Annotated in this window: 3 protein-coding genes; all 3 read left to right on the top strand. The window is 58.9% G+C overall.

Features of this window, described 5'->3' with window-relative positions:
* Window positions 1-264 precede the first annotated feature (264 nt).
* Genes M622_RS39490 through M622_RS36125 form a run of 3 tightly spaced genes read left to right on the top strand, consistent with a single transcriptional unit; the run spans window position 265 to window position 7,939 of the window.
* Window positions 265-2,460 (top strand): AAA family ATPase, encoded by a 2,196-nt coding sequence (locus M622_RS39490; protein ID WP_157282124.1) that lies wholly within the window; start codon window positions 265-267, stop codon window positions 2,458-2,460.
* Entirely contained in the window at window positions 2,457-4,304 is a 1,848-nt protein-coding gene (locus M622_RS36130) for a hypothetical protein (RefSeq protein ID WP_021250612.1), read from the top strand. The genes M622_RS39490 and M622_RS36130 overlap by 4 nt, the downstream gene beginning before the upstream one ends.
* 35 nt (window positions 4,305-4,339) lie before the next feature.
* Entirely contained in the window at window positions 4,340-7,939 is a 3,600-nt protein-coding gene (locus M622_RS36125) for an STY4851/ECs_5259 family protein (RefSeq protein ID WP_021250611.1), read from the top strand.
* Window positions 7,940-8,218: the final 279 nt, after the last annotated feature.

Here is an 8,218-nt window from a genome sequence, read left to right as displayed (position 1 = left end):
TCGCTCGCGCTGCCATGCTCGACCTCAAACCGTCAGGAAGTCCGGCGCCGCCGGGATGGATGACATTTTATTGCACCAACGCCATCAAGTGGATGGGAATTTTTGAAAGCTGGTATTGATATGTCAAAGAAGAAGAAAGGAAACGGAGCACTTCAAAACGTAGGCAACCACAATGGAGCAAAGGCGTCTCCGCTACTTGGTGGGATGTTCTCTAACGCTGGCGTCGTTCAGGCGGCTGTGCCCGTGGCATCGGCTGAAATCTTGATGGCAAAGCTCGACGCTGAGGCGACGCCAGAGCAGCGTGCGAAGGTCGAGACGGAGCTGCGCGCGCAGCTTAAGGCGGAGGTCGCCAAGCTGCAGAGCGATCGAGAAGAGCTCGAGTCGTTACGTGCTTCTGTTGACAAGGGCATGGAGGCGCTGAAGTGCAGAGTAGATGCGTTCGAGGCCGAGAATGAAGAGGCCAAGCGTCGCGTTGAAGGTCTGGCCGCGAGAGAAGCCACTCTCCTGTGTAAGGAGGAGGAACTCGAGGTGCGCGAACGGAACGCTCGCAACGGATTCTTCAAGCAGCGAGAGGAGAATTTGAAGGCGCTGAGATTGGAGATTGATGCGCTTGAGCTACGAAAGCTCGCAATCGGCGGCGAACTTGAGTGTGAGCGTAATGAGGCGCGGGGCCGAATCCAGCAAGAGCTGGAGCTTCGACTCGGGGCCATCAAGTCCAGAGAAGAGCAGCTCGATAGCCGGCAGCTTGAACTCGATCGCCGAGCCATCGAGCTGGAGTCAAAGGAGCGCAAGGTCGCAGTAACACAGCGAAGTCGAGAAGACGCGCTTAGGGCATTGCGCAAGGAGGTGGAAGCTGAGTTCGCTGACGAGATCACCCGGCGAGATGCGGAGATCGTTCGCTATCAAGGCCAGGTTGAGCGTATGCGGCGAAGCTTGACGGAGGAGCGTGAGCGTCTCGATGCGTACGAAGAGCTGATTGAAGTTCTTGATGGGCGAGAGCCCGCTGCTTTGCGCGAGGAGCTCGAGGAACTGCGGCAGGCAAACAGAGCGCTCAACTCTAGACTCGGGGCGCTTGAGGCGGCTGAATCTATTGGCGAGCTCGAGCGTGTCAAGGAGGAACTGGACGCTGCCCGCGATCAGATCAGGGATCTGAGGCAGGAGCTTGAGGAGCGCAAAGTCTCAGCGCATCAGCAACAGTTGGCTGTGCTCGAGCGGGAGCAGTGGGCGCAGGAAAAGCGGGTGCTTGAGCGAACCAAGCAGCTCTTGGACGGGCATATTCGCGATCTTGAGTCGCGTATTTCCAGCCTCGTGGATTCCCAGCAGGCAGATGTTGCCTTCCCTGAGCTGGTGAAGATGGATTGGGATGCATATCAGATATCGCGGCCGGTCGACAGTGTGGAAAGCCTCACGACTTTCACTGAAGAACTGCAGCACCGAATCGCTGTTGCGGATCCCGGCAAGGAGCTCTTCTTCCGCCTCGAGGATCTTCAGCTCTTCGTCGGCGGTCTCGCGATGAGCCAGCTGCATGTCTTCCAAGGCATCAGCGGCACGGGCAAGACCAGTCTCGCCAAGGCGTTCGCCAAGGCTGTCGGCGGTGAGTGCCAGGACATCGCAGTCCAGGCTGGTTGGCGAGACCGCAGCGATCTCTTGGGACACTACAACGCATTCGAGAAGCGCTTCTCCGAAAAGGAGTGCTTGCAGGCGATCTATCGTGCGCTCACACCCTCGGCCGACGACCGGCTGAACATCATCCTGCTCGACGAGATGAACCTGTCTCGCCCTGAGCAGTATTTCGCCGACTTCCTGTCTGCACTTGAAAAATCGGTGGGCGACCGCTGGATACGGTTGATGGAGAGCGCGCCTCCCAGTCCCCCGCGCTTGTTGCGCGATGGCAGGGAAATTCAGATTCCCGAGAACCTTTGGTTTATCGGGACGGCGAACCAGGACGAAACCACGAACGAGTTGGCTGACAAGACACACGATCGGTCGTTTGTGTTAGAGCTCCCGCGGCATGAGGAGCGATTCAGAATCAACCGGAACCTGCCCGTCCGTACTTACTCGTTCAAGTCGCTTCAGGAAGCATTCTCCGCAGCGCAGGCTGCACTTCGCAAGGAAGTTGCGGATTTGCTTGGTTTCGTCAGCAAGAGCGATTTGTCGACCGTACTCGACAAGGAGTTCGGTATTGGCTGGGGAAATCGTTTCGAGAGGCAGGCACTCACCTTCTTGCCCGTCGTAAAGGCCTGTGGTGGAACGTTCGCTGGCGCCCTCGACCATCTGCTCTCAACTCGAATGTTCCGCGCTGGCAAGGTGGTCGGGCGTTACGACATCTCGAAAGACCAGCTCAAGAACGTAGAGGACGCGCTGCTGCACGTGTTTCAGGGAATTGACAAGGATAGCTTCCCCGAACGGTGCGTTAGCGCTTTGGATCGCGACCGTAAACGGCTGGAGCGCGGTGCGTGAAGGTCTTTGATCTCTACCTGGGGCGGGTAGTAGCGATGCCCGAGTGTGTTGAGGCTGGGCGTTTCAGATTGATGAAACCGGCAGTCCTCAACGAGCGGCTTCAACTGGGTCAGGGCGAGGTTTTACTGAGCGATGGGGGGGAGCGCTGCGCCATTGGTGCCACGCTCCATACTTTTGTTGATCACCGATATCCGGCTTTGCCCTCAGTCGATGACTCGCAAGAAGCTCAACGATCAATCGTTTGCCGGGCGCTGGAACTGTTGGCCGCCCGTGCCGCAGAAGGCAACGAAGCACTTCCGTCTCCGTTGCTTCCTGCGGAAATGGTTGCAGTTCTGGAGTTGAACAAGCTCGATGAGGCGCTTCGCGAAATCATCGACCGTGGTCATCTCGACGAGATTGTCCGTCGCCCGCGCTACTCGATGAAGTATGAGTCGGAGGTCGTTGAGGTCTCGCGGGTGAGGCGGACTGCACCGGGTGCTCTAGAGCGGCTTGCCGCTCGGTCTGAGGATTGGCATCGCAGGACCATCACGGGGGTGCTCCCGAAGCGGTTGCTGGCTCTTCTTAGTGACGATGACTGGGGTATCTACGAGAACAAGGTCTTCGTGCGCCTGCTAGATCGGCTGGAGCAGTATTTGCGCCTTCGCTTGGCGGAGACGGAAGAGTTGAGTCGTGTATTTGAAGATGCCCTCAACCTCGATGCGACAGAAGGTCTCGACTATCGTTTGCGAAAGGGATTGTGCCAACTCTGGGGCGAAGCTACAGAATCGTCTGGTAGCGTCACGAAAAGTGTAATCGACGAGGCGAAATACGCGATTGAGGTCTTGCGTTCAGCAAAGCGGAAGATCGGCCTTTTGCGCCATTCCGACCTCTACAGCAAGGTGCCTCGCTCTGCCCGCGTTCCGACCGAGTTGCGACACACCAACATTCTCAATCATGACCAGCACTACCGTCATCTGAAGACGCTCTGGCACCTGCATCAAAAGTGTATCGGGCCGACAACACATACACCGGAAGAAGTGTTCAGGGCAAACCAGCGCGAGCTGGATCAGTTCTGTAGGTATTTGCAGATGATGATCCGTCGCGTTCTACGAGATATTGCGCAAGTCGTTCCTGCAGGCACGAGCGCTGACTTTAGCTTTGCTGGATCCGCTGGTTCTCTGGTTGCAGGCAAGGGTGAGATCGCTCTTCGAGTCGGCGGTCGCGAGTTGGTGTTCATTCCTGTGCTGGGTGCTGTGCCGCACGTGGCTCCCTTGAAAGCAGATGGTTCGGGCCGGCTCATCGTGTCCAGGATTTCCACCGTCGACATCGGCGACTTCACGGGCTTTGAAAGCTTCGCTGAGGGGCGCGTCTTCTCAATCAATCCGATGGATTTCTACGGTGAAGAGAAGATCCGGTTGTTGGTTGAACGCTTCCTCTGGTCGCCGGTTTTTACTTCGTATGGTGTTCATGTCGATCGAGTGCCTTCTGAGCCGCTCGGCTGGCTGGCGCAGCACCGCATTGGACGAGTTGAGAGAGGTAGTTGGCGCCTCCTCAGTCCGCTGACCGATGGTGAGCGAGCACTACTTGAGGGGTGGCTGCCAAGGGCGGCGCTGAATGTAGATACACGAGAGCAGATTTCAGCGACGGTGCAGCAGTTGGCTGCGCTTGGGGCCTGCCGACATTGTGGGTCGTCGGCGTCTTTTGCGCCGCGGGAAGGCGCGTTCAAAGCCAACTGCTCAAGCTGCAACACCGAGTGGGGCATCTACTCGACAGCGGCCAGACGTATGGCGCGGATGACCACAAGCGACGGCGCTTGTCAGGACTTCAGCCGTTTCGGCTCGTGGTGCATAGAGTTTGGGCTTTGAACGGATAGCGCTGATCGACTTACTGGAGGGATTAGATGCTCAAAGAATGGCTCCTGGGGATGCTGGCCAACCGTGGTTGCAGCCGACCGGATGGTCGGTGGCTTTATGCTTATCGGCTTCTTTCCTCAGAGTACGACTCGTTGAGGGAGTGTCTGTGCGAAGCGACCCGCACTACCGGTGTTTCTCCGTTGGCGCGTCGCAACAAATACTTTGCGCCGTTGTTTGTCCTTTACGCCGCCGAATGGTGGCGGCGTGAGTACGATGGGGGGCCTTGGAAATGGGGACCTATCCTTGCGTCGCTCGAGGTAGAGAAGGACGAGTTGCCCCCCAACGAGCGCTCTGGTGCCGTGCTTGAAGGATTTGCCTTCTGGGGACTGAGGCCGGCCAGTGAGGGTAAGCGTTACTTCGGTGCCGTGGTGGCTCATGGCGGTTTGCCGCTAAAGCTGATCGGACATGGAGGCAGCCGCTTGGCTGCTGTCATGGGAACAGTGCTCCGTCAGGCTGCGCGTTATGGCTGGGGTGAAAGCCAAGTCGTCGATGCTGTCGCGGATCATGCGCCGGCAATGCCTGAAAGCTTGCGCCGTGACGAGGTGTTCCGCCTTCTGGCGTCGATGGTCCTCACTACGCTGGATCTCAAGGCGCGGCATCAGCTCGGCGGAGCCTTGGATCCGATCGAGCGGCTGGACAACGCGGACCCAGACTGGCGGGAAGAGTATCCGCTGCAGATCGACGATTCGGCAGCAGTTCAACTGCTGACTTCGATGGTGAAGGTGGCGAGTCAGGCCTCGACCGAACAGGGGGCCGTTGCAGTTTTCCAGGTGGTTCGTTCGCTTTCCTACTCCGATTTGGGCGAGTGGCGGCTCGAGTCTCGTGTGGTCCATCCCGCAGTCGCCTCTGCGGATGCGCTGGCGCAGCAGTTCGGGCTCGGAACTGCATCGGCGCTTCCTCGCTACTTCGAAGTTGATGTAACTGTTGGTGAACGCGGGGCGCTCACCAGCGGCAGGCTTCTGCTGGGCAGTGATAGGGCGACTGTGACGTTTGGAACACAGCGTCGGCGTTGGTCGGGTCGAGTGGCCTGCGATGAGCACATTCTCCATTTGCGTACCGCTGGGAATGATGTCGTCGAAGGTGGCGTCGGCTTGCCCGGTGGCGAGAGCTTGGCCGACATCGATGGGCCATGGGTGTTCGTTGCCGAGGGCGAGCGTTATCGGCTTGCTGGCGCGGGTGACCTTAGGCTGCCTGACGCCGAAGCACTTGTCGCAGTGCCCGAGGGCCGCACCTTGGAGTCGCTCGAGGAGAGTGCTCCGGGTAGTGAGCTGCTGGGGCAACTCCACGTCGATTCCGGAAAGACACTTGTGCTGTGGCGTGTGTCCGGGAGTGTTCAGATTTCGGACACGAATGACTCATGGACGGTGCGGCTTGGGCAGACTCGTAAGCTGTCCGGCAGCCTGGTGCTCGAGGGGAGGCGTGCTGCGTACTCGTCCAGACCTTGGCCAGTTTTTCGCGGTAAGCCCCATGTCGTGCGCTATGACGATGAGGGGGCGCGCGTGGTCCTGAGCAAGGGCCTCCATTGGTTCGCGGCGGGGAGCGGGAGCCAGATCGATCCGGCACGTTACTGCGGCCCGGTTGAGCTGCAAGTCTTCGAGGACGATGAGCGCATAGGTCGCTTCCGCTTTATCTTGGTTTCAGCACACTCAAGTGAGCGCTTCTTGTCGGGTACGTCGGCCGAGGATGCGAGTGTCGAGTTCACTGGCTGGGGTTTCGCGGATTTGGCCGTCGAGTCGGACCGAGCCGAGCTGGGTGCATTACGGAAGACTGCTCAAGGTCATGCCATCACCCTTCAGGTCTTATCAACGCCGCCCAAAGACGTTCTGGTCCATCTGCGCTGGCCTGAATCCCCTTACGAGTTGCGGGTTTGGGTGCCATTCCCGGCCAGCGGCGGGCGGGCGTTTGATGTCGAGGGGACGCCCGTCGTTAGTGGGAGTGTCATGTCCCTGCGGCATGCCGCAGGCGTGCGCATCCTCGTATTCGATCAGAACCCCGACCAGCCGAAAAAGTATGAGGTCGAACTCGAGCTGAGGGGCGACCCTGTGTTGGGACGTTCGGATTCGTCGCTCTCGCGCCGCATGGTTCCTATCGTCAAAGGCTTTGCAGAAGTGCGCCTGCTTGATCTTTATGGCGAGATCGAAGCGCTACTGAGCCTGTCCAGCGAGCTCGATGCGCGGGTTGAACTGCGTCTGATGGTCGGCGGCAAGCGGAACTTCAGCATGAGCGTGTCGCGCTACGACGTGGCACTGCGGCCGAAGGTGATGGGTGTAGCGTTGGAAGATGAGGACTTGAGGCGGGTTCAGCAGGAGCAGGTGCAAGGCTGCGAGGTTTTGGCCTCGCCCATACTGCGCCCGGCCGAAGCGCCGCGAGTACTGTCCCAATCGATGTCCGAAGGAGCGCCATCCGGCGTGTGGAGTATCGAGGGGCTGAGGCCGGAGTTTGCGCCGTGGCTTGTCTATCCTGCGCCAGGCTCTGCGCTGGAGTTCAGGCCTTTGTGTATCGGTGGTGGTTTTGCCAGTGAAGACGACGCAGCTACCGCCGACCCGTTGCCCGCTTGTGCGTTGGCTGTGGCCATTCGGTTGCCAGACGCTGCAGCGCGTCTCGCCGCAATTGATGCCGTGTTGGTGGCCATGGGCGACGATTTTGACCATGACTCCTGGTCGATGCTCGACGGGCTGTGGTCCGCATTCGGTCGATTACCCCTGTGCAGCATTGATACGTTCAAGGTCCTGGCGACGCGGCCCGAGGTCGTTGTTGCGATGCTGTTTCGAAGCGAGCTGCCGGCTGCGCAACTGGGCGGCTATGTCAGGGAGTTGAAGCGGCAACTTGGCATGACGCTTGAACTCGTTGGGATCACAGTCTGGCGTCTTGCAATAGAGAGTTTCTCGAACGTTTGGACCCAGAGGCTAGGCGACGATCTGGCAAAGTCGAGTGTGCCGCTTCTCCTGAAGGGGCGTTTGAAGGCTATCGTCGATGAACTGCCGTCACTGCGACTGAATATGGAGTGGTTGCAGTTCGAATGGTTGAACGAATACCCCCCAGCTGTCCTGCAGTTGCAGAAGGACATTGCGGCGAATCGAGGTGTCCACCTCACGCGGCTTTGGCAGGGTGAGGACAGTTTGCTGCAGCGGTTACTGCTGCGTGTTCACGCGGACGATGTCGCCTGGCCTGAGCCGCGGTTTTTTACTGATAAGGCCATACGCGCCTTCGTCGAGGCTGTGCTCGCTGTACCCAGCATGAAGAGCCAACTGAAGCTTCTCCAGAGTTTCTTCTGGCTTGACAACGGAGATTTCAAACTCTCCGTTGCGAATGTCCCGGTGCTATGTGCCCTATGGTGCGCCCTTGATCTGCCACTCGACTGGTGGCGCGACCCGGGTAACAGGCTCGCGTTGCAGCGTCTTCGCGCTTTCGACCCCTTGTGGTTTGAAGATGCCTATCAGCACGCGTTTGCGGCGTGTATTGGCCTGGCGTTGATCGAGCCGGTTTCGGCGCGGCTTGGCGGGACTGCATCTCCCGTCGACGGTGGCTCACGGGTTCATCGTCTGCCTGCCGGAACGGTCCAGCGCATCAGAGAGAAAACAAATTGAAAAAGCACTACTTCTCGCAGCTTCTACCTGAACTTGCTACCCGTGCTTCGCGCGCGACCCTGAGTCGTTTGGGGTTCTCGAATGCCTCGCTCCGTGCTTATCTGGAGCGCACCTTTTCTGCCTCCTACGGGCGTTGGTGCAATAAAATGTCATCCATCCCGGCGGCGCCGGATTTCCTGACGGTTTGAGATCGAACATGGCAGCGCGAGCGAAGAAGGATCCTGGCACAACCAAGCCAAAGTACCGCTACCAGGTCACGAACTGGGCGGAGTACGACCG

The organism is Thauera terpenica 58Eu (genome assembly GCF_000443165.1).
GTDB lineage: Bacteria > Pseudomonadota > Gammaproteobacteria > Burkholderiales > Rhodocyclaceae > Thauera > Thauera terpenica.
The sequence above is the reverse complement of the archived record's forward strand: the minus strand, read 5'-3'. Positions and strand labels throughout refer to the sequence as shown.